The organism is Acidisphaera rubrifaciens HS-AP3, from assembly GCF_000964365.1.
In the GTDB taxonomy this organism is placed as follows: Bacteria; Pseudomonadota; Alphaproteobacteria; order Acetobacterales; family Acetobacteraceae; genus Acidisphaera; species Acidisphaera rubrifaciens.
The window spans coordinates 1-1,973 of the sequence record NZ_BANB01001042.1; the positions used below are offsets into that span (position 1 = coordinate 1).

At 69.9% G+C, this 1,973-nt stretch carries 3 protein-coding genes; all 3 read left to right on the forward strand.

Annotation, left to right across the window (positions count from 1 at the left end; genetic code table 11):
• Positions 1-406: (deoxy)nucleoside triphosphate pyrophosphohydrolase (locus tag B8460_RS19925; protein WP_048863373.1), on the forward strand; the 406-nt coding region annotated here is incomplete at its 5' end.
• Entirely contained in the window at positions 403-1,167 is a 765-nt protein-coding gene (locus B8460_RS19930; RefSeq protein ID WP_048863374.1) for a competence/damage-inducible protein A, read from the forward strand. The genes B8460_RS19925 and B8460_RS19930, both read left to right, overlap by 4 nt.
• 169 nt (positions 1,168-1,336) lie before the next feature.
• Positions 1,337-1,954, forward strand: a complete 618-nt coding sequence (locus B8460_RS19935; protein ID WP_048863375.1) for a DUF4142 domain-containing protein — start codon at positions 1,337-1,339, stop codon at positions 1,952-1,954.
• Positions 1,955-1,973 lie beyond the last annotated feature (19 nt).

Sequence of the window (1,973 nt, forward strand, 5' to 3'; positions counted from 1 at the left end):
GGCCGGGCCGCCGCTGCTGCTGGTCGCCGCCTGCGCGCTGATCGACACCGACGGGCGCGTGCTGCTGGCCCGCCGGCCGGAAGGCAAGCCGATGGCCGGGCTGTGGGAGTTCCCGGGCGGCAAGCTCGCCCCGGGCGAGACCCCGGAGGCGGCGCTGATCCGCGAGCTGCGCGAGGAGCTGGGCATCGACACCTCGGCCGCCTGTCTCGCCCCCTTTGCCTTCGCGTCCCACGCCTATGAGCGGTTCCATTTGCTGATGCCGCTCTATGTCTGCCGTCGCTGGCGGGGCACGCTGACCGCGCGCGAGGGGCAGGCGCTCGCCTGGGTGCGGCCCGACCGCCTCGCCGACTATGCCATGCCGCCCGCCGACCGGCCGCTGGTGGCACTGTTGAGGGAATTGCTGTGACATCCGCGCCCAACCCCACCGCCGCCCTGCTCGTCATCGGCAACGAGGTGCTGTCCGGCCGCACGCAGGACGCCAATATCCGCGTCGTGGCCGCGCGCCTCGGCGGCATCGGCATGCCGCTGCGCGAGGTCCGCGTCATCCCCGACGTGCCGGACGTCATCATCGCCACCGTCAACGAGGTGCGCGCCCGCTACGATCACGTCTTCACCACCGGCGGCATCGGTCCCACGCATGACGACATCACGAGCGAATGCGTTGCCGCCGCCTTCGGCGTGCCGTGGGAGCCGCACCCCGAGGCATGGGCGCGCATGGAACGCCACTACAAGCCGGGCGAGTTCAACGCCGCGCGGCAGCGCATGGCGACGATGCCGCGCGGCGCGTCGCTGATCGAGAACGCGATCTCCGTCGCGCCCGGCTTCACCATCGGCAACGTGCACGTGATGGCCGGCGTGCCGCGCATCATGCAGTCGATGCTCGACTGGCTGCTGCCGCAACTGCCGGGCGGCGTGCCGGTGCAAAGCCGCGCGGTGCATGTCTTCGGCCTCGCCGAGGGCACGCTCGCCGAGGCGCTGGCGGCGATACAGGCGCGGTTCCCCGACCTCGATATCGGCAGCTATCCGTTCTACCGTATCGACGGCAGCGGCGTGTCGCTGGTCGCCAAGGGCAGCGACGCCGCCGCGGTGGAGCAAGCCGCCGCCGCCATCACCGCGATGCTCGAGCGCTTCGGCAAGACCCCGGTGCAGGGCGAGCCGCCGATCTGACCGCCGACCCGCGCCCTCCACGCCGCTGCCTGCTCGGCAGGCATTTTCCGACACGCCGATCCTTACGTGCGCAGACTTTTATCGTGACGGCATTGTTCAGCTGCGATAGCGTGCAGCGTGGCAGATACATCATCCGTCCCGCCCACATATTCAGCACAAGGACTTGCCGATGCCCGTCTCCCGCCGCAGCACCTTGGCCACGCTCCAGCTCGTATTCGCCGGCGCGGCCCTCGCCGCCTGTCAGCGGACGACATCCAAGCCGATTGAGAGCGGACCCGCGGCGCCGCCGGTCAGTGCCGTCGATCTCGACTTCGTCACCAACGCCTGGGGCGTCATTCATTTCGATCAGGATCTGTGCCAGCAGGCCGCGATCCGCGCCCACAGCCCGCGCGTCAAGGCAGCCGCCGCGAAGATCCTCGCCTATGCCAACGGCTTCGACGAGAAGCTCAAGGCGATCGCGGCGAGCAAGGGCATCAGCCCGCCCAAACAGCTGCGCAGCGACCTCGCGGTGCGACTGACGCAGGCAGAACAGGTCGACGGCATCTACTTCGACAAGATGTTCGTCGCCGACGAGATCGCTACCCACGAGGAGGCGCTCGCCCGCGCCGAGGCGATGGCCGCCGAACCCACCGCCGATCCGCAGATCAAGGCCTTCCTCGCCAAGGCGCATGACGATCTCGAGACCAACCTGGAGCTTCTGGAAAAGCTGCAGGCGCATGTCGGCCAGCCAATCTATCAGTTCCAGTACCAGCGCCGCGGCGGCGGCGGCGGCGGGGGCGGCGGCTGAGCCGCGGCGCGACCGCGAC